The organism is Pseudoclavibacter sp. AY1F1 (assembly GCF_002931075.1).
In the GTDB taxonomy this organism is placed as follows: domain Bacteria; phylum Actinomycetota; class Actinomycetes; order Actinomycetales; family Microbacteriaceae; genus Pseudoclavibacter.
The window spans coordinates 1-19,550 of sequence record NZ_PSTQ01000011.1 but is presented as its reverse complement, the minus strand read 5'-3'; the positions used below and the strand labels follow the sequence as shown (position 1 = coordinate 19,550).

Below are 19,550 nucleotides of genomic sequence, written 5' to 3'. Positions count from 1 at the left end.
TGCCGGCCGTCGCGTGGCCGGCCATCGTCTGGCCGCGCATCGCCTGGCCGCGCGTCGCATCGGTCGAGCGGACGCGCGTCAGGGGCTGGCGGGCGTCCCGAGCCCCGTCCGTGACCTGGCTTCAGCGCGCCACCGGCCAGGGGTGGTGCCCGCGTGCCGCTGGAAGGCGCGGCTGAAGCCTGCCTGCGACTCGTAGCCGAGGCCGCTCGCGACCGCGGCGATCGTCAGCTCACTGCGCAGCAGCATCCCCTTCGCGGTCTCGATGCGGACGCGCGTGAGGTAGCCGATGGGGGTCTCCCCGACCGCCTCCTGAAAGCGAACGGCGAAGACGGAGCGGGACATGCGCGCGACCTTCGCAAGCTCATCGAGCGTCCATGCGGCGCCCGGCGTCGTATGGAGCGCCTCGAGGGCCGCCGCGAGCTGCGGCTCGGCGACGCCGCGCAGCCAGCCAGTCGGCGCGCAGCCCGCCTCGTTCCAGGCCCGCAGCGCCGTCGACACGATCGTCGTCGCGATTCGACTGCAGATCACGGCATCGCCGGGTCGCATGTGGGCCGTTCTGCTCGCTTCTGGAAGACGCGCGCCTTCGACGCCGGCACCGTCGACGGTCCACGAACAGGCCATGCCGTCGATGAGCGCGACCATCGAGGGCTCCTGCACGGCGAAGTCCCGCACCACAAGCGATCCAGGCAGAGACTCAGCCGCGGCGTTCGCGTGCGGTGTCTCCTCGAACCCGACGTCGATGAGCTCAACGCCTTCAGCCGCGAGCATCGAGGTCATGTGCCCCCGCGGGAAGAACACGAGGTCACCAGCCGCGAGGTCCACTCCGGGAGTCCCCTGCCCCGCCAGCGTCGCAGTCCCGCGGAACACGAACACGAAGCCAGGCCCCGCATGGCGCCGGAACATCTGCTCGCCGGCGAACAACTCGTGTCGGTGCGACCCGACAAGCGTCCACTCGAGGGACGCGAGGGCGCGATCGAGGGCATCGCCAGGGGGCGCGTGCGGCGTCATCGTGGTCACTCTCAGTCGAACGCTCGACGGCCGATGCTTGTTCCGCGGCTCACCGAAGTGCGCGCAGGTACCGCCACCTCGCGACGAGCTGCGCGACCAGGAGCAGCGGGAAGAGCGCGCGCCACACACCAGAAGCTGCTGGGCGAGTCAGCGAGCGGATCGTGAACTCGACACGACCATCCACTCGCCGAACCAGAAACGCCTCCTCCCCGGCGACCGGATGGCCAGGCAACGTGCGGTAGGCGAAACCGACCCTGTCCGCCTCCTCGACGACGGCCACGACCTCGACGGGTTCCAGGATGCGCACCCCGCCCCATCCCGCCACGATCGTCGGCCGCGCCCCCACCGCCGCAGGGACCAGCGACGGATGCACTTCGAACCCGCTGCGCGTCTTGACCCGCCAGAGCAGCACGTCAGCTGCCGCGCGATCCCAGAGCGCGTCACCCTCGCCGAGCACCACCGACTTCTCGAAACGCCGGAAGCGGCCCTCCTCGGGTCGCCACACGTTCAGGTGCGGCTGCGTGAGGGCGGGAGGCGCGGGAGTGGACATCTGCCCAGCCTGGCACCTCCGCCCAAGCACCGGGGAACTCCCTTCCATCCGGGGACATCAACACAGCCGCCCGGTCGCTACGATGTGGCCATCCCCTGAGCATCGGAGCCCCTCGTGAACACACTCGGCGTCAGCATCGCAGTCGCGACAGCAAGTCTCCTATTCCTCACCGGATGCGCAGGGTCACCCGCATCCGCCGCCGGCACCTGGGGCACCCCGGACTCGAGCGGGCAGGGCGAGCCCGGCCTGAACCTCGCCGACGACGGCAAGGTCACCGGCAACGACGGCTGCAACCGCCTCATGGGCGAGTGGACCGAGACTGACGGCAAGGTCGAGTTCGGGGCGCTCGCCTCGACGATGATGTTCTGCGAAGGCGTCGACACGTGGCTCCTGGGCGCATTCGCCGCGGAGGTCGACGGCGAGTCCCTCGCGATCTTCAACGAAGCGGGCGATCAGATCGGCACACTCCCCCGCGGCTGACGTGGGCCAGAGCGCACGCCGTCGTGGCGGCACAATCCGGCGCGCCCGCACGCTCCGAATACCCCCACAGAGACAACCACTGACCGGAGGGTAGGATTCTGCGTTGATCATGCTTTCCTTCTCCCAGCCTCAGCCAGTGCACTCTCGCATCGTCGGAGTCGGCTACGAGTCGCCAGAGCGCGTCGTCACGAACGACGAGCTGTCGCTGACTCTTGACACGAGCGACGACTGGATCACCTCGCGCGTCGGCATCCGCGAGCGCCGCCTCGCCGCAGACGGGCAGAGCGTCACCGACCTCGCTGCGGCTGCAGGCGTCAAGGCGTTGCTGTCTGCGGATGTGCAGGGCACGGACATCGACATGGTCATCGTCGCGACCATGACGGCCATGGACCGCTCACCATCCACGGCCGCCCAGGTGGCGACACGCATCGGCGCGGCCCACCCCGTCTCGTTCGACCTCAACGCGGCCTGCGCGGGATTCTCGCAGGCACTCGCCGTCGCCGACCAGGCCATCAGGGCCGGCTCCGCGAGCCGCGCGCTCATCATCGGCGCAGAGCGCATGAGCGACTTCATGGACTGGACCGACCGCACCACCGCGATCCTCATGGCCGACGGTGCAGGCGCCGTTGTCCTCGAACGCAGCGAGACGCCCGGGGTCGCACCCGTCGCCTGGGGCTCGCAGCCCGAGCTCGGCAACCTGGTGCGCATCCAGCAGCCGTCCGGCCGCTTCGAACAGGAAGGCCGCAGCGTCTTCCGCTGGGCCATCACGCAGGCACAGCACGTCGCGATCGATGCCCTCGCCAAGGGTGGCGTGCGAGCGGATGAGCTCGTCGCGTTTGTCCCGCACCAGGCGAACCTGCGCATCATCGACGCACTCGGCAAGCAGCTCGGCCTCGCGGAAGAAGTCGTCGCGCGCGATGTCGTCTACTCCGGAAACACGTCGGCCGCATCCATCCCGATCGCCCTCGCCAAGCAGGTCGAGGCGGGTGTCGCCGAGCCCGGCGGACCGGCCCTGTTGCTCGGTTTCGGCGGCGGCTTCTGCTACTCCGGCCAGGTCATCGCGTTCCCCGAGGTCCGCAACCCCGCCTAGCCGGTCCGGCTCGCTCGTCCACAGACGCCACCCAACGGAGTCGGCGCTACTGGGGCGCGGACGCTATCGCGGCGCGTCGGGGCCCTAGCGCCGCAGGTGGGCGCGCTCGATGAGCGCCTGGAACTGCAGCTCGGCGGCGCCGATGAACAGCAGGTCGCTGCCGAGTCCGGCCCGCACGACCTCGACTTCGCCGTAGTTCGGGGCAAGCGTGTGCTCGGCGAGGATCTCGAGGAAGTAGTCGCGCTCGAGGTCGAGGAGCACGCCGAGGAACCCTCCGAGCACCACTCGCTCGGGGTTGAGGATGTTGATCATGTTGCGCACGCCGACGCTCAGCACACCGAGCTGCCGGTGCGTCTCGAGCTTCACGCCCGGGTCGATGTTCTGCTGCAGCATGCGCTCGAGCTCGTCGTCGCTGGCGCTCTTCGTGCCGAGCGCCGCGAGGAGTCGGCGCCTGCTGACAACACGCTCGAGCTCGTCGTCGCCCGAGTTGCCGAGGGCCGCGGGCGTCGCGACGAGATTGTGCCCGAACTCGCCCGCGTAGCCGGCAACGCCGTGCAGGAGCCGGTCGTCGGCGATGATGCCGCCGCCGATGCCACTCGCACCGCCGTTCATGTAGAGCATGTTGCTGATGCCTCGGCCAGCGCCGAAGATGTGCTCGGCGACCGCGCCGAGGTTGGCGTCGTTGGCGGCGAGCACGGGCAGGCCCGTGGCCTTCTGCAGCTGTTCGGCCAGCGGAACGTCGCGCCACTCGAAGTGGGGAACCCATCGCACGAACCCGTCGGAGGCCCGGACGAGGCCCGGCACTGCGACGCCGATGCCGACGCACTCGTAGAGGGTGTCGAGGCTCTCGCTGAGCCCCTCGACAAGCGCCTTCACGATCGCGACGGCTTCTTTCGCTGTCGGCGGTTTCTCTGTCTCGAAGCGGATGCGCTTGAGCAGCTCGCCGCGGAAGCTCACGACGCCGACGTTGAGCGCATCCACTTCGGGCACGACCGCGACGGCGACGATCTTGTCGCACAGCCCGACGATGGGGCTCGGCCGGCCGACGAGATTAGTGGCGACGGGCTCCTGCTCCTCGACGATGCCGCGGTCGGCGAGCTCAGCGACGAGCGCTGCGATGGTGGAGCGGTTGAGGCCCGTCTCCCGCGTCAGCTCGGCGCGTGAGGCCTGTCCACCGCGGTGGAGGCGCTCGATGATGAGCGAGAGGTTCGACGACGCGACGCGGTCGGTGGGCATGCCCGTCCTCTTTCTCTCACTCGTCACGGTGGTGCAGGGCTGATGTGCGGCTGATTGTGGGCAGGCTCGCGCTCGGCCAAGCGTGTTCCGTCGCCCGCGCTGGGTTCAGCGCGGGCGACGGAGGTCGATCAGCTGCGCCCGCCTCGACGCTTGCCGAGCACGTCGATCGCGACGGCCAGCAGCAGCACGAGGCCCTTGATGACCGACTGCCAGGCCGAGTCGACCGAGAGGATCGAGAGTCCCATGTTCAGGACGCCCATGATCATCGCACCGATGACTGCGCCGATAACCGTACCAACTCCACCGGTCACGGCCGCGCCGCCGATGAAGGCCGCGGCGATGGCGTCGAGTTCGTACGTGTTTCCGGCGGAGGCGACGGCGCCACCTGCGCGCGCCGTCGTGACGATGCCGGCGAGGGCGGCGAGCACACCCATGTTGACGAAGATGAGGAAGTTCACGCGCTCGGTGCGCACACCGCTCATCTTCGCGGCGAAGAGGTTGCCACCCATGGCGTACACGTTCCGTCCGAAGACGGTGCGCTGCAGGATGAACGTGTAGAGCATGATCAGCACGGCCAGGATGATCAGGATGATCGGAAGGCCCTTGTGCGCCGAGAGCAGCCACGCGAAGGCGAGCACCGCGATCGCGACGATCGCGAGTTTCGCGATGAGGGCGGCCCCGGGCTCGACCGGGAGGTCAAGCTTCTTGCGGCGGGCGCGTGTGCGGAGCTGGCTTCCGATGATGGCCGCGACGACCACAAGCGCGATGAGCATCGTCACGACGTCGTGTCCGCCGAGCATCGTGCCGAAGGACTGCGGGAGCGAGCCCTTGCCGATTGCGACGAACTCGTCAGGAAGCGCGTTGATCGTGCCGCCCGTGAGGAGCACAAGCGTGAGGCCTCTGAAGAGCAGCATCCCGGCGAGCGTCACGATGAACGCCGGTATGCCCACGTAGGCGATCCAGAATCCCTGCCAGACGCCGATCACCGCCCCGGCCGCGAGGCCGATGAGTACGGCCGCGAACCACGGCAGTCCCCATTGGGTGATGGCGATGGCCGTGATGGCGCCGACGACGGCGACCACCGAGCCGACGGAGAGGTCGATGTGGCCGGCGATGATCACGATGATCATGCCGACCGCGAGGATCAGCACGTACGCGTTCTGCTGGATGAGGTTGTTGATGTTGGCGGGCAGCAGCAGCTTTCCGCCGGTGAGGATCTGGAACAGGATGATGATGACGGCGAGCGCGCCGAGGATCCCGTACTGGCGGACGTCGACGGACATCCTCACTTTGCGGGTGCCTGCCTCGTTCGCGGCCTCGGTGTTCGTGGTGGTCACGACTCGTCCTTTCCAGCGGTCATGTACTGCATGAGGAGTTCCTGTGTTGCGTTCTCCTTGGAGACCTCACCGGTGAGGCGTCCTTCGGAGATCGTGTAGATGCGGTCGGCGAGGCCGAGGAGCTCAGGGAGTTCCGAGGAGATCACGACGACCGCCCTGCCCTGCTCGACGAGCTTGTTGATGAGTCCGTAGATCTCGTACTTCGCGCCGACGTCGATGCCGCGGGTGGGCTCGTCGAGGAACAGCACGTCTGGGTCGGTCTGCAGCCACTTGCTGAGCACGACCTTCTGCTGGTTGCCTCCTGAGAGCTTGCCCGTGAGCGTCGCGACGCTTGCTGTCTTGATGTTCATGGACTTGCGGTAGCCCTCGGCGACGCCGTTCTCCTTGATGCCGTCGACGATTCCCCAGCGCGCGACCTTCTTCGCGGCTGCCGCGGAGATGTTCGCCTGGATGTCGCCGATGAGGTTGAGGCCGAGGTGCTTGCGGTCCTCCGTCGTGTAGGCGAGGCCGTTCCTGATCGACTCGTCGATCGTCTTCGTGGAGATCAGCTGGCCTGACTTGTACACCTCCCCGGAGATGTTCGTGCCGTAGCTGCGGCCGAAGATGCTCATCGCCAGCTCCGTGCGGCCGGCACCCATGAGGCCGGCGAAGCCGATGATCTCGCCGGCGCGCACGTGGAACGACACGTCGTCGACGACCTTGCGGCCCGGGTCGGCCGGGTGGTGGACCGTCCAGTTCTCGACCCGCAGCTTCTCCTCGCCGATGACCGCGTCGCGCGGCGGGAACATGGAGCTGAGTTCGCGGCCGACCATGGCGCGGATGATCCGCCCCTCGGTCGCATCCTCTTCACGCATGTCGATGGAGTCGATGGTCGCCCCGTCACGGATGATCGTGACGCGGTTCGCGATGCGCCTGATCTCCTTGAGCTTGTGGGAGATGATGATCGAGGTGATGCCCTGATCTCGCAGCTGCTCGATGAGTCCGAGCAGGTGAGCTGAGTCTTCGTCGTTGAGGGCTGCCGTGGGCTCATCGAGGATGAGCAGCTTGACGTCCTTCGAGAGCGCCTTCGCGATCTCCACGAGCTGCTGCTTGCCGACGCCGATCTCGCGGATGATCGTCGCGGGGTTCTCGTTCAGGCCGACTCGCTTGAGCAGCTCTGCCGCTCGGCGGTTGGTCTCATCCCAGTCGATGATGCCGAAGCGCTGCACCTCGTTGCCGAGGAAGATGTTCTCCGCGATCGACAGGTAGGGGCTGAGGGCGAGCTCCTGGTGGATGATGACGATGCCATCGTGCTCGCTGTCGTTGATGTTCTTGTACCGCACCTCGCGGCCATCGAACTCGATGGTCCCCTCGAAGGTGCCGTGGGGGTAGACGCCGCTCAGGACCTTCATGAGCGTCGACTTGCCCGCGCCGTTCTCGCCGCAGATGCCGTGCACCTCGCCGCGCTGAACTTCGATGTTGACGCCCGACAGGGCCCGCACACCGCTGAATTCCTTCACGATGTTCGACATCTTCAGGATTGTGTCGTCTTGCACCATTGCTCCGTCTCAATTTCCGAGCGTCGCTGCTCGGCGTTGCTTCGCGCACCAGTGCGCGAGCTGCCACAGAATCGCGCTCGGGCTGGTGTGGGGGCACAGCCAGCCCGAGCGCGTTCAGTGTGGTGTCGGCGACTCGTTAGAGTCCGACGTCCGATGCCTTCAGGAAGCCGCTGTCGATGAGCTTCGACTGCACGGTGTCCTTCGTGACAACCTCGGGGTCGAGGAGGTACGAGGGGACGACCTTGACGCCGTTGTCGTAGCTCTCGGTGTCGTTGACCTCGACGTCGGTGCCAGCCTTGAGGGACTCGATCATCGCGAAGACCTGGTCTCCGAGGAGGCGGGTGTCCTTCCAGACCGTCATGGACTGCTTGTCGGCGAGGATGTTGACGACGGAAGCCTTGTCAGCGTCCTGACCCGTGAGGATCGGCCACTCGGCGCCCGGGGTGTAGCCGGAGGAGACGAGCGCCTCGGCGATGCCCTGAGCGAGGCTGTCGTTCGGCGAGAGGACGACGTCGACCTTCTTGTCGCTGTAGTTCGAGGCGAGACGGTTCTCCATCTCGTCCTGAGCGCCAGCGCTCTCCCAACCCTGGATACCAACGGTGGCCCAGTCGTCGTTCGTCTTGGGCGCCTTGCCGGAGGCGACGACGAGCTTGCCCTCTTCGATGTACGGGTTGAGGACATCCCATGCGCCGGAGAAGAAGAACTTGGCGTTGTTGTCGTCGGGGCTGCCAGCGAAGGGCTCCAGGTAGAACGGGCCTGGCTGGTTCTCGAGGTCGAGCGTGTCGACGATGTACTCGCCCTGGAGCTTGCCAACCGCGTAGTTGTCGAACGTCGCGTAGTAGTCGACGTTCTCCGTGTCGTTGATGAGGCGGTCGTAAGCGATGATCGTGATGCCTTCGTCAGCCGCATCCTGCAGGACCGGCGCGAGCACCGAACCGTCGATGGCTGCGACGACGATGACGTCGACTCCGGAGGCGATCTGGTTCTGGATCTGCGAGATCTGCGTGTCCGGGTCGTTCTCGGCGTACTGGAGGTCGGTCGTGAAGCCGGCCTCGTCGAGCTTGCTCTGGAGCTGGGCGCCGTCGTTGATCCAACGCTCGAGCTCGCGGGTCGGCATCGAGATGCCAACGCTCTCGACCTCGACTGCTGCTCCTGCTTCGCCGGTTGCTGCTGGGTCTGCTGGCGCGTCGCATGCGGTGAGACCGAGTGCGAGGCCTCCAACGACTGCGAGACCGAGCAACTTCTTCGTTGCTGACATGAAGGTCATTTCCTCTCTGAAATGTCTTGCCTAAGTTGTCGCGCCAAACATATACCCACTTGGGTCGCCTTGCGCAACCCCGTGTCGAATTCGTGACAAAACTGACCCCAGGCGCCATCTGGAGCTCAATCCATCCGGAACTCATGGTGGAAATGACACAACAACTTGCTATATGTTGCTCTCTGGAACTTATCAACGACGATACCTAGAACGGACTCTCATGTCTCTGACTCCCACCCCCGCAGACAAGTTCTCATTTGGACTGTGGACCGTCGGCTACAACGGGACCGACCCGTTCGGTGGCCCGACGCGCGCCGACCTCGACGTCGTGCACGTCGTCGAGAAGCTCGCCGAGGCCGGCGCCTACGGGCTCACGTTCCACGACGACGACCTCTTCCCGTTCGGCTCCACCGACGAGGTGCGCGACTCGCAGATCTCCCGCCTGCGCGGTGCACTGGATGCGACGGGCCTCGTCGTTCCCATGGTCACCACGAACCTCTTCTCCGCTCCCGTCTTCAAGGACGGCGGCTTCACCTCCAACGACCGCGACGTGCGCCGCTTCGCGCTGCGCAAGGTGCTCCGCAACCTCGACCTCGCCGCATCCCTCGGCGCCGAGACGTTTGTCATGTGGGGCGGCCGCGAGGGCGCCGAGTACGACTCCGCGAAGGACATCCGCCAGGCCCTCGAGCGCTACCGCGAGGCCGTGAACCTCCTCGGCGACTACGTCACCGACAAGGGCTACAACATCCGCTTCGCGATCGAGCCGAAGCCCAACGAGCCCCGCGGCGACATCCTCCTCCCCACGGTCGGCCACGCCCTCGCCTTCATCGAGACTCTCGAGCGGCCAGAGCTCGTCGGCGTGAACCCCGAGGTCGGGCACGAGCAGATGGCAGGCCTCAACTTCGCGGCCGGCATCGCGCAGGCTCTCTACCAGGGCAAGCTCTTCCACATCGACCTCAACGGACAGCGCGGCATCAAGTACGACCAGGACCTCGTGTTCGGTCACGGCGACCTGCAGAACGCGTTCGCGCTCGTCGACCTGCTCGAGAACGGTGGCCCGGGCGGCGGCCAGACCTACACGGGTCCGCGCCACTTCGACTACAAGCCCTCGCGCACCGAGGACGAGACGGGCGTGTGGGAGTCTGCAGCGGCCAACATGCGCACCTACCTGCTCCTCAAGGAGCGCGCGGCCGCATTCCGTGCCGACCCCGAGGTGCAGGAAGCACTCCAGGCGTCCCGCGTCGACGAGCTCTCCACGAACACGCTCGGCGAGGGCGAGACGTACGACGACTTCCTCGCCGACCGCTCCGCGTTCGAGGACTTCGACGCGAACGCGTACTTCAACGGCAAGGGCTTCGGCTTCGTGCGCCTGCAGCAGCTCGCGCTCGAGCACCTCATGGGCGCCCGCGGCTAGCCAACCCGGCTGCCGCCGGCCTCCCCGGCTGCCTCGGGCCTGACGGCTTCCCCCGTCCCCCGCGCAGAGCTGCGGCGGGTGCGCGCACGTCTCACGACGCGCGTGCATCCGCCCAGCTCTGTCGTGCATGAGCTCTGCCGTGCACGACCCCGACAACGCCCGATCTCAGCACAGCACCCGCCTTACAGAAAGCAGACCACCATGCTCGTCGCCGGCTTCGACTCGAGTACGCAGAGCTGCAAGCTCGTCATCCGCGACGCGGACACGGGTGAGCTCATCCGCCAGGGTCGGGCGTCCCACGCCCCCGGCACCGAGGTCGACCCCGCGAACTGGTGGGCAGCGGTCCAGGACGCAACCGAGGCCGCCGGAGGGCTCGACGATGTCGCCGCGATCTCCGTCGCGGGCCAGCAGCACGGCATGGTCGCCCTCGACGCCAACGGCAACGTGGTGCGCGACGCCCTCCTCTGGAACGACACACGCAGTGCGGGTGCCGCCCGCGACCTCATCGAGGAGTTCGGTCAGGAGGAGCTCGTCGCGCGTACCGGGCTCGTTCCCGTCGCGTCGTTCACCATCACGAAGCTCCGCTGGCTCCGGGATGCTGAGCCTGCGAACGCGGCGCGCGTCGCTGCAGTCGCACTTCCCCACGACTGGCTCACGTGGCGGCTCCTTGGCTACGGCCCCGCCGACGCGAGCCCCCACGGCCCCGACCTGACGAAGCTCACGACCGACCGCTCCGACGCATCCGGGACCGGCTACTGGTCCCCGTTCACGGGCGCGTACGACCGCGAGCTGCTCGTCGCGGCGCTCGGCCACGACGTCATCCTCCCGCGTGTGCTCGGCCCATCCGAGGTGGCGGGAACGACGCCGGCCGGTGCGCTGGTAGCCGCCGGAGCTGGCGACAACGCGGGTGCCGCGCTCGGCCTCAACGCCCGCGCCGGCGACGTCGTCGTCTCGATCGGCACGTCCGGCACGGTCTTCTCCGTCGCGGACCGTCCCGTCGTCGACCCGGCAGGCGGGCTCGCAGGCTTCGCTGATGCGACGGGGCAGTTCCTTCCGCTTTCCGCGACCCTCAATGCGGCAAGGGTCATCGACACGACCGCTGAGGTGCTCGGCGTGGACCACGCCGAATTCGGTCGCCTCGCCGCGTCAGCACCCGTCGGATCAGGCGGGCTCGCGTTCGTGCCGTACCTCGATGGCGAGCGGACACCCGACCTGCCCGACGCGACGGCATCCCTGCTCGGGATGACTCGAGGATCCTTCACGCGAGAGAACCTTGCGCGCGCCGCGGTCGAAGGCATGCTCGGGAGCCTCGCACAGGCGCTCGATGCGCACCGCGCGCTTGGCGTCGACGCGAAGCGCGTCATGCTGATCGGCGGCGCCGCCCTGAGCGAGGGCGTGCGCGCGGTGGCTCCGACACTGTTCGAGGTTCCCGTCGAGATCCCCGCGCCTGGCGAGTACGTCGCCGACGGCGCCGCGCGCCAGGCTGCATGGGTCGCGACGGGCAACCGCCCCGACTGGCCCGTCGAGACCGTCGCCCGCCTCGAGCCCACACCGGATGCCGCGCTTCGCGCGCGCTACGCGGCGGCCGCGTTGCTCGCGCGGACGGCCGAGGAGTCCGGCGGGGGCCTGAGGGCGGTCTGAAGGACGGCCTGAAGGCTCGAGCCCGTCTGCCTCTCGCCTCCGGGCAGCGAAGAGGGCGGTGCGAATTCGCACCGCCCTCTTCTCAGATCAGTCGGGCTCGGGCCAGCTCGGGCCAGCTCGCCCCCGCCGTGTTCAGGTCGAGCTGCGGCCGGTCACGCCGGACAGCCAGGCTAGGCCTGCAGCGCCTCGACCGTCTCGACTGTCTCGACTGTCTCGACCTTCGTTCCAGTCTCGACCTCGATCTTGCGCGGCTTCGCGCGCTCGCTAACGGGAACCGTCACGGTGAGCACGCCATGCTCGTAGCTCGCGGCGATGCGCTCGGTGTCGAGCCCCTGGCCGAGCGTGAACTGGCGGAGGTAGCTGCCACCGTTGCGCTCACGCACGAGCCACTTGGCACCCTCGGCGTTCACGGTGCTGCGCTCGGCGCGGATCGTGAGCTGCTGGCCGTCGAGGTCGACGTCGATCGAGCTGGGGTCGATGCCCGGCAGGTCGGCGGTGAGGATGTAGTGGTCGGCCTCACGGTAGAGGTCGATGGGCATCGAACGCGGGCTGTTCGGTGCTCCCTGGAAAAGTCGTTCCATCTCCTGGAACGGATCGAAGACGCGTGCCATGTCGTTTTCCCTTCCTTGTACGCACGCTCACGATGGTGAGCGACTGCGGTGAACTTGAGTCGACTGTTGTCAACTTCCTTGACCAAAAAATTAGCACTCGACCTTCACGAGTGCCAGAAAGTTTGCTGAAAACCGCGTCAGCCGTGGGCGAACGGCACGCCGACAGGTGCCCCGCCTGTGCCCCCGCTCGCTCAGAGCAACAGCGTCAGAGCAACAGCGTCAGAGCAACAGCGTCAGAGCAACAGCGTGAGAGCAACAGCGTGAGATCAGTGAAAGCGATGGTCCTGCACGGTCATGCGCGCGCCGTGCTTGGGGCGCGGGTTGCCGGCGAGCTTGATGAGGCGAACTACCCGCTCGCGGTGGCCCCGCCACGGCTCGAGCAGCTCCCGCATGCCGTCGTCGTCGACGTCGCAGCCCGCGAGCGCCCACCCCACCATGTTCGGGATGTGGTAGTCGCTGAAGCTCGGCGCATCCGGGTCGCCGTGCGAGCGTTGAACCGTCTCGTTGGCCGTCCACACGCCGACGCCGACGATCGAGCGGAGTCGGCGGAGCGGCTCCTCCGACCCGGTCGGCAGGCTGCTCGTGCGCTCCAGCGCTGAGGCGACTGTTGCCGAGCGGATGACCGTGCCCGTCCGGGAGTGGTCAACCCCTGCCCGGTGCCAGTCCCAGCTGGGGATGCGACGCCACTGCTCGGGCGTAAGCGGCAGCCGAAGATGGCGCGGCACGAGGCCTGCTGGCCCCGGGGCCGCGTCGGCATAGTCGCGGTGCAGGATGTCCCATGCCCGATGGGCCTCAATGCCCGTGATCTTCTGCTCGATGATGGCGGCGCTCAGCGCCTCGAAGACCGCGCCCGTCTTCGGGAGCCGGAGCCCCTCGTTGCGGCGCCGCACATCCGCCAGCTCTGGCAGGGCGTCAAGGCAGAGCTCACTCCAGTCATCGTCGCAGCCGAGCAGGGCGGGCGCCTCATCGACCGCGATCTCGGCAGCCTCGCCCCACGACACGATGCGGATGCCTTCCCTCGCCTGACGGAACACAGTCGTCGCGCCTCCTGCGAGCGCGTGCGAGGTGCGCCACACATCCCTCGACGCCGGATGCACCCAGCACGTCGGGTCACGCCTGCCCCGCATGAGGGGCCGTAGGGTCTGCAGCACATCGACCGGCAGTGCCGGCCGATAGAGCGTCATGACCCGATCTGGCATGCGGCAAGGGTACGCAGGACCACGGACATTCGGCCGCTCGAACTTCGGGGAGACACCCGCTCACCTAAAATCGAGACCATGGCTGTCCCCAAGATCGTGCTCTACTACGCCTTCGCGCCCCTCGCCGACCCGGAGGCGATCCGCCTCTGGCAGCGCGACCTCGCGGCGTCGCTGGGGCTTCGTGGGCGCATCCTGATCTCGAAGGACGGCATCAACGGCACCCTCGGCGGTGAACTCAACGCGCTCAAGCGCTACGTCCGCAGCACCCGCGAGTACGCGGCGTTCAAGGACGCCGACTACAAGTGGTCGGAAGGCACGGGCCTCGACGAGCACGGCCTGACACTTGACTTCCCGCGCCTCAGCGTGAAGGTGCGCGACGAAATCGTGAGTTTCGGGGCGCCAGGCGAGCTCGAGGTCGACACCAGCGGCGTGGTCGGTGGCGGCACCCACCTCGCCCCAGACGAGCTGCACTCGCTTGTCGAATCGCGGGACGACGTCGTCTTCTTCGACGGACGCAACGCGATCGAGGCGGAGATCGGTCGCTTCGAGGGGGCTATCGTGCCCGAAACGGGGACAACCCGCGATTTCATCGCCGAGCTCGAGTCGGGTAAGTACGACGAGCTCAAGTCAAAACCCATCGTGACGTACTGCACGGGCGGTGTACGGTGCGAGGTCCTGTCGGCCCTCATGCTCAAGCGGGGGTTCACCGAGGTGTACCAGCTCGACGGGGGCATCGTCCGCTACGCCGAGCAGTTCGGTGACGAGGGACTCTGGCAGGGCTCGCTCGCCGTCTTCGATGCGCGCGAGCACCTCGAGTTCGGCCCGAACACGGAGAAGCTCGGACGCTGCCGCGAGTGCAAGGCGCCAACGCACCGCACCCAGAACTGCAGCGACGCGTCCTGTCGTGAACGCTTCGTAGCCTGCGAGAGCTGCGGAGAGCGCGAGCTCTTCTGCGTGCGTCACCTTCCGGTTGGTGACACGCCGGAGGAGAAACTCGTCTTCACAAACTGAGATCTTGTTTGCGGCGGCACACTGGACCGCACCGAGCCTTCAGATTTGTGGTGACGCAGAACAAAATTGCGCATCTGGGCTGCCTGCTGCGCGCAGAGCCATCCCAGCACCGCTATCGTGTGTAGCGGCAGTGAAACATTGCCGATACAAACCATCCGTAGATTCGCAGAGTGGCGAATCCTCTCCTCGCTTGCAGAAATAGCAGTTCCAGAATCTCGTTCAGTCGTCGTGCCCAGCCCGACTCGCACTGGAGGTACTCCGTGCCCCTTCTTCTCAGTCCGCTTCCGCCAGCAGGATCGCGCTCAGCGACCACGCGGCGTTCCCGGCTCACCCACACGCACCGAATGCTCGCGGCGCTCGCCATGGCGCTCTTCGCGTTCCTCGGCGTCTTCGCGATGGCCGGCCCCGCACACGCGGAGGCTGAGCCACCAGAAGAGTCGGCGTACTCGATCAGCGGCATCCTCAACTTCGAGGGTGAACCCGTCGAGGGTGTCTCCCTCACCGTCGAAGGCGACGGATACACCGAGACGGTGGAGTCGGGTGAAGACGGCCGTTGGCGCGTCCCGGTCCCCGGCCCGGGCAACTACACCGTGACCCTCGACACGGAGACGCTGCCAGACGGCATCGACCTCCGAAACGAGGACGGCGCGACCGCGGAGGTCACCGAGGACGAGTGGTCGACGACCAACGTCGGTCGCCTCTTCGCGCTCGGCGAGGACACGAGGCAGAGCAGCAACTTCGGCTCGCAGCTCATCGAGCGCCTCGTCGCGGGGCTCAACTTCGGCCTGCTCATCGCGCTCGGCGCGATCGGCATCACACTGATCTTCGGCACGACCGGGCTGAACAACTTCTCGCATGGCGAGCTGGTCACGTTCGGTGGCCTCATGGCCTGGCTCTTCGCCGTCGTCATGGGCCTCAACATCTTCGTGGCGCTCATCATCGTCGTCATCCTCGGCGCCGCCTTCGGGTGGGTCCAGGATGCGGCGCTCTGGAAGCCGCTGCGCAAGCGCGGTGTGCGCCTCGTGCCCGCCATGATCGTGAGCATCGGCCTCGGTCTCGCGCTGCGCTACATCTACCAGCTGTTCTTCGGGGGTGCGATCCTCCCGATGAGCTCTGTGGGACTCAGCGGTGCCGTCGAGTTCGGCCCCGTGCGCATCACGACCGGCTCGCTGCTGAGCATGGGCATCTCAATCGTCACCCTCGTGCTCGTCGGGCTCTTCCTGACCCGCACCCGAGTGGGCAAGGCCACCCGCGCGGTCTCCGACAACCCGTCGCTCGCGAGCGCATCCGGTATCAACGTCGACCGCATCATCCGCATCGTCTGGACCACGGCAGGTGGCCTCGCCGCCCTCGCCGGTGTCATGCTCGCCCTGTACCGCCAGTCGTCGTGGGACATGGGCTTCCAGGTGCTGCTGCTGATGTTCGCCGCCGTCACCCTCGGTGGCCTCGGCTCCGCGTACGGCGCGCTCGTCGGATCGCTCGTCGTCGGCATCTTCGTCGAGCTCTCGACCCTCTTCATCCCCGCCGACCTCAAGTACGCGGCGGCGCTCCTCATCCTCATCCTGGTCCTGCTCGTCAGGCCCCAGGGCATTCTCGGCCGCCGCGAGCGAGTCGGCTAGGAGACGAACATGGACTGGTCAAACATCCTGAGCAACGCCGTCGGCGAGCTCCTCAGCCCCACCACCGCTGCCTACGCGCTCGCCGCGATCGGCCTCGGAATCCACTTCGGCTACACCGGCCTCCTCAACTTCGGTCAGGCCGCGTACATGCTGATCGGCGCGTACGCGTTCGCGATCCCGACGATCAGCCTCGGCTGGCCGCTCTGGGCCGCCGTGCTGTGCGTCATCGTGGTCTCCGTGATCTTCTCGTTCATCCTGGGTGTCCCGACACTGCGGCTGCGAGCGGACTACCTGGCCATCGTGACGATCGCCTCCGCCGAGATCCTCCGGTACATCGTGACGACGACTGGCCTCACCTCGGTCACGGGTGCCGCCAACGGCCTCAACGGCTTCAAGGGCACCTTCGCGGCGATCAACCCGATCCCGGACGGCACCTACGGCTTCGGTCCATTCACGTACAACGCGTACGACTGGTGGACTCGCATCGTCGGCTGGGGCATCGTCCTCCTCGCGACGCTCCTCGTGTGGGCCCTCATGCGCAGCCCGTGGGGTCGCGTCGTCCGCGGCATCCGTGAGGACGAGGACGCCGTGCGCAGCCTCGGCAAGAACGTCTTCGCCTACAAGATGCAGGCCCTCATCACGGGAGGTCTCCTCGGCTCGCTGGCCGGCATCATCTTCATCCTGCCGAGAGCCGTGCAGCCCGCCAACTACACGACGGGCCTCACGTTCTTCATCTGGACGATCATGCTCCTCGGTGGAGCCGCGACGATCTTCGGCCCCATCGTGGGCGCCATGATCTTCTGGGTGGTCCTCTCCCTCACGCAGGGCGTGATCAACGGACTCATCGAATCCGGGGCGATCACCTTCCTCTCCATGACGCAGGGCGCCCAGCTCCGTTTCATCCTCGTCGGAATCGCGCTCATGCTGCTGGTGGTCTTCAGACCCCAGGGCATCTTCGGAAACAAGAAGGAGCTGAGCTTCAGTGCCTGAGCAGACGAGCCCAACAACGGGCATCCTCCCCACCCACGAGTTCGTCGACGGCAACGTCGGTCCGGGCTGCAAGAAGGTCGACCCGATCGTCATCGCCGACGGCGTCACCCGCCAGTTCGGCGGCAACACGGCAGTGGATGTGCAGCACCTCGAGATCCCGCGCGGCAAGATCACCGCGCTCATCGGTCCGAACGGTGCAGGTAAGACGACCATGTTCAACCTGCTGACCGGCTTCGACAAGCCGAACACAGGCACCTGGTCGTTCGACGGCACCTCGCTCGCCAACGTGCCCGCCTTCAAGGTGGCGCGCTCCGGCATGGTCCGCACCTTCCAGCTCACGAAGTCGCTCGGCCGCATGACGGTGCTCGACAACATGCTGCTCGGCGCCGACCAGCAGGGCGGCGAGGGCATGCTGCGCGCGCTCTTCAAGCCGCTGTGGCGCGAGCGCGAGACGGAGATCACGGCGAAGGCAGACGAGCTCCTCGCTCGCTTCAAGCTCGACGCGAAGCGTGAAGACTACGCGGCGTCGCTTTCCGGCGGACAGCGCAAGCTGCTCGAGATGGCGCGCGCCCTCATGAGCAGCCCGAAGCTCATCATGCTCGACGAGCCCATGGCCGGCGTCAACCCAGCCCTCGTGCAGTCGCTGCTCGGCCACGTCAAGGAGCTCAAGAACGACGGCACGACCGTGCTCTTCGTCGAGCACGACATGCACATGGTCACGAACATCTCCGACTGGGTGGTCGTCATGGCCGAGGGTCAGATCGTCGCAGAGGGCCCGCCCGAGACGGTCATGAAGGACCAGGCCGTCATCGACGCGTACCTGGGCGCCCACCACGACCAGGACCTCGGCGACCTCGACATCCAGGAGCTGGAAGTCGAGCGCATCGCGGAGGAAGAGGGCGTGGAAGCTGCGGCCGAATATGAGGCCGAGGTGCTCGGAACCACCACGATCGCCGAGGAGCTGGTCGAGGCGCAGCGCGAGACGGCGACCGAGACGGCGACTGAGACGAAGGAGAGTGACGGCAAATGAGCGAGACGCAGCCCACCGCATCCGCTGCACCGACAGCGACCGCGCCACGGGGCGACGCAGTGCTGTCCACCATCGACCTCGTCGGCGGCTACCTGCCAGGCGTGAACATCCTCAACGGATGCTCGATCGACGCCTACCCGGGGGAGCTCATCGGCATCATCGGGCCGAACGGCGCCGGCAAGTCAACCGTGCTGAAGGCGATCTTCGGCCAGATCAAGATCCGTGGCGGCAGCGTCATTCTGAAGGGCGAGGACATCACGGGCCTACGCGCCGACAAGCTCGTCGCCAAGGGCGTCGGACTCGTCCCGCAGAACAACAACGTCTTCCCATCGCTCACGATCGAGGAGAACCTCGAGATGGGGCTCTTCCTGCGCCCGAAGGTCTTCAACGAGCGTTTCGAGTTCGTCGCCGACCTCTTCCCCGAGCTGGGGAAGCGCCGCAAGCAGCGCGCCAGCTCGCTGTCCGGCGGTGAGCGGCAGATGGTCGCCATGGCGCGGGCCCTCATGATGGACCCGTCGGTGCTGCTGCTCGACGAACCCTCGGCGGGCCTCTCGCCAGTGCGTCAGGACGAGACGTTCCTGCGCGTGCGCCAGATCAACCGCGCCGGCGTCTCCGTGATCATGGTCGAGCAGAACGCGCGCCGCTGCCTGCAGATCTGCGACCGCGCCTACGTGCTCGACCAGGGCAAGGACGCGTACACGGGAACCGGCCGCGAACTGCTCAACGACCCGAAGGTCATCGCGCTCTACCTCGGCACCCTCGCCGCGGACGAGCAGGCGAAGGACGGCGAGCAGGCGAAGGACGGCGACGCGGCCCACTAGCCGCGAGCATCCACCGCTCACCGCAGAGAAGCAGACGGGCGGGGAGGCCTCCAGCAGACGCTGGAGCCTCCCCGCCCGTTTTTGCTCCCTGCCCGCCTCTGCTCCCCGCCCGCCTCTCTTCCCCGCCCGCCTCTGCTCCCCGCGCGCCTCTGTTCCCTGCGCGCCGTCTCACCCCGAACGCTGCCCGGCGTTTCGCCTCTGCAAGCGGTGCCAGAGGGACAATTGACGGGCAGCGATGGCGGGGGCGGGGGGCGAGCACACCTGGGCGAGTGGATGCGCTTGGGCCGCGCCGAGCATGCGCCCGCGCGCTGCCAGCCAGCCGGCCGGCCTGCCCTGCCCTGCCTGCCCTGCCTCGCCCGGCCTGCCCTGCCCGCCCTGCCTCGTGCTGACCCTCGCGCTTCCACCCCCGACCACTGCCAGCCAATGCGCACTTCCCGCTGCTTCCACCCCAACGGTGCCAGCCAATGTGCCACTCACAGCGCCTAGGAATGGCCGCTTGACTGGCAGCGATGGTGACGCGGGTGGTCGGAACGAACCTGCCCCTGCTCTGCCCCACTGAGACGAGCACGGCCGAGCCAACCTCTGCGCCCTGGCCCCGCGCATCCACCCCAGCGACCTCACCCCCAAACGCTGCCCGGCGTTTCCCCCTCTGCGACAGCTCGCAGAGGGGGAAACGCCGGGCAGCGTTGGTTGCTTCGCGGGCGGCGATGCGAGAAG

General features: G+C 67.4%; 17 protein-coding genes. 9 read left to right on the top strand and 8 right to left on the bottom strand.

Features of this window, described 5'->3' with window-relative positions:
* Nucleotides 1–78: 78 nt before the first annotated feature.
* Both C5B85_RS14790 and C5B85_RS14785 read right to left on the bottom strand, forming a co-directional pair.
* A complete protein-coding gene (locus tag C5B85_RS14790) occupies nucleotides 79–1,008 on the bottom strand; it encodes an AraC family transcriptional regulator (protein ID WP_104286876.1) in 930 nt (309 codons plus the stop codon).
* Between the two features lie 49 nt (nucleotides 1,009–1,057).
* The gene (locus C5B85_RS14785) at nucleotides 1,058–1,558 is read right to left on the bottom strand and encodes a DUF1990 family protein (RefSeq protein ID WP_104286788.1); all 501 of its coding nucleotides are present in this window, start codon (nucleotides 1,556–1,558) and stop codon (nucleotides 1,058–1,060) included.
* 114 nt (nucleotides 1,559–1,672) lie between these two features.
* On the opposite strand from C5B85_RS14785, the gene C5B85_RS14780 reads away from it, so the two are divergent.
* Nucleotides 1,673–2,038 (top strand): META domain-containing protein, encoded by a 366-nt coding sequence (locus C5B85_RS14780; protein ID WP_104286787.1) that lies wholly within the window; start codon nucleotides 1,673–1,675, stop codon nucleotides 2,036–2,038.
* Nucleotides 2,039–2,174: 136 nt separating this feature from the next.
* Nucleotides 2,175–3,128 (top strand): beta-ketoacyl-ACP synthase III, encoded by a 954-nt coding sequence (locus C5B85_RS14775; RefSeq protein WP_258070825.1) that lies wholly within the window; start codon nucleotides 2,175–2,177, stop codon nucleotides 3,126–3,128.
* 84 nt (nucleotides 3,129–3,212) lie between these two features.
* Here the strand turns inward: C5B85_RS14775 and C5B85_RS14770 are convergent, their stop codons facing one another.
* From C5B85_RS14770 to chvE, 4 genes are all read right to left on the bottom strand, one after another.
* Nucleotides 3,213–4,364 (bottom strand): ROK family transcriptional regulator, encoded by a 1,152-nt coding sequence (locus C5B85_RS14770; RefSeq protein WP_104286786.1) that lies wholly within the window; start codon nucleotides 4,362–4,364, stop codon nucleotides 3,213–3,215.
* Between the two features lie 128 nt (nucleotides 4,365–4,492).
* Complete coding sequence (mmsB, locus tag C5B85_RS14765; protein WP_104286874.1) at nucleotides 4,493–5,647, bottom strand: multiple monosaccharide ABC transporter permease; 1,155 nt, start codon at nucleotides 5,645–5,647, stop codon at nucleotides 4,493–4,495.
* Between the two features lie 50 nt (nucleotides 5,648–5,697).
* A complete protein-coding gene (gene mmsA, locus C5B85_RS14760) occupies nucleotides 5,698–7,212 on the bottom strand; it encodes a multiple monosaccharide ABC transporter ATP-binding protein (RefSeq protein WP_308471341.1) in 1,515 nt (504 codons plus the stop codon).
* Nucleotides 7,213–7,375: 163 nt separating this feature from the next.
* Complete coding sequence (gene chvE, locus C5B85_RS14755) at nucleotides 7,376–8,497, bottom strand: multiple monosaccharide ABC transporter substrate-binding protein (protein ID WP_104286784.1); 1,122 nt, start codon at nucleotides 8,495–8,497, stop codon at nucleotides 7,376–7,378.
* Between the two features lie 220 nt (nucleotides 8,498–8,717).
* On the opposite strand from chvE, the gene xylA reads away from it, so the two are divergent.
* Nucleotides 8,718–9,911, top strand: a complete 1,194-nt coding sequence (gene xylA / locus C5B85_RS14750) for a xylose isomerase (protein ID WP_104286783.1) — start codon at nucleotides 8,718–8,720, stop codon at nucleotides 9,909–9,911.
* A 201-nt stretch (nucleotides 9,912–10,112) separates the two neighbouring features.
* Nucleotides 10,113–11,552: a xylulokinase gene (locus tag C5B85_RS14745; RefSeq protein WP_104286782.1), complete on the top strand. Its 1,440-nt coding sequence runs from the start codon at nucleotides 10,113–10,115 to the stop codon at nucleotides 11,550–11,552.
* A gap of 170 nt (nucleotides 11,553–11,722) precedes the next feature.
* On the opposite strand, the gene C5B85_RS14740 is transcribed toward C5B85_RS14745, so the two are convergent.
* Nucleotides 11,723–12,163 (bottom strand): Hsp20/alpha crystallin family protein, encoded by a 441-nt coding sequence (locus tag C5B85_RS14740; RefSeq protein WP_104286781.1) that lies wholly within the window; start codon nucleotides 12,161–12,163, stop codon nucleotides 11,723–11,725.
* Between the two features lie 266 nt (nucleotides 12,164–12,429).
* Nucleotides 12,430–13,362, bottom strand: a complete 933-nt coding sequence (locus tag C5B85_RS14735; RefSeq protein ID WP_104286780.1) for a DNA-3-methyladenine glycosylase — start codon at nucleotides 13,360–13,362, stop codon at nucleotides 12,430–12,432.
* A gap of 78 nt (nucleotides 13,363–13,440) precedes the next feature.
* On the opposite strand from C5B85_RS14735, the gene C5B85_RS14730 reads away from it, so the two are divergent.
* The 5 genes from C5B85_RS14730 (at nucleotide 13,441) to C5B85_RS14710 (ending at nucleotide 18,833) form a co-directional block, all read left to right on the top strand.
* Nucleotides 13,441–14,373: a rhodanese-related sulfurtransferase gene (locus C5B85_RS14730; RefSeq protein ID WP_104286779.1), complete on the top strand. Its 933-nt coding sequence runs from the start codon at nucleotides 13,441–13,443 to the stop codon at nucleotides 14,371–14,373.
* A gap of 344 nt (nucleotides 14,374–14,717) precedes the next feature.
* Nucleotides 14,718–15,992 (top strand): branched-chain amino acid ABC transporter permease, encoded by a 1,275-nt coding sequence (locus C5B85_RS14725; protein WP_104286778.1) that lies wholly within the window; start codon nucleotides 14,718–14,720, stop codon nucleotides 15,990–15,992.
* Between the two features lie 9 nt (nucleotides 15,993–16,001).
* Nucleotides 16,002–16,982 carry a branched-chain amino acid ABC transporter permease gene (locus C5B85_RS14720; RefSeq protein ID WP_104286777.1) on the top strand — a complete coding sequence of 327 codons (981 nt, stop codon included), beginning with the start codon at nucleotides 16,002–16,004 and terminating at the stop codon, nucleotides 16,980–16,982.
* Nucleotides 16,975–18,012 carry an ABC transporter ATP-binding protein gene (locus C5B85_RS14715; protein WP_104286776.1) on the top strand — a complete coding sequence of 346 codons (1,038 nt, stop codon included), beginning with the start codon at nucleotides 16,975–16,977 and terminating at the stop codon, nucleotides 18,010–18,012. The genes C5B85_RS14720 and C5B85_RS14715 overlap by 8 nt, the downstream gene beginning before the upstream one ends.
* Nucleotides 18,009–18,833: an ABC transporter ATP-binding protein gene (locus C5B85_RS14710; RefSeq protein ID WP_104286775.1), complete on the top strand. Its 825-nt coding sequence runs from the start codon at nucleotides 18,009–18,011 to the stop codon at nucleotides 18,831–18,833. The genes C5B85_RS14715 and C5B85_RS14710 overlap by 4 nt, the downstream gene beginning before the upstream one ends.
* Nucleotides 18,834–19,550 lie beyond the last annotated feature (717 nt).